Genomic DNA, 299 nt, shown 5'->3' with positions numbered 1-299 from the left:
GCATCACCAGCTAATAGCGTTTTCAATTGTTCCCCAATAAAAGGAACTTGTTCAGCAATTTCAAGTCCGACTTGGGTTGCAAAATATGCTTTGTTGTCCCATGGTAAGAAGTATCCAGTGAATCCAAGACCAAGCATGATAAAGAAGATTAGAACTCCAACCATCCAGTTAAGTTCACGTGGTTTTTTATAAGCTCCTTGGAAAAACACACGCAGTGTATGTAATAACAGCATTACGATAACCACACTGGCACCCCAATGGTGCATCCCACGTACGATTTGTGCATGTGCTACTTCTGT

Annotated in this window: 1 pseudogene; it reads right to left on the bottom strand. The window is 41.5% G+C overall.

Annotated elements, in window-relative coordinates:
• A pseudogene (gene qcrB / locus JKP73_RS22675) lies at positions 1-299 on the bottom strand (menaquinol-cytochrome c reductase cytochrome b subunit); the annotation flags it as partial.

The sequence above is a fragment of the Virgibacillus salexigens genome, assembly GCF_014905415.1.
GTDB lineage: Bacteria > Bacillota > Bacilli > Bacillales > Amphibacillaceae > Virgibacillus > Virgibacillus salexigens.
Note: the sequence above shows the minus strand (reverse complement) of the source record. Positions and strands in the feature narration are given on the sequence as shown.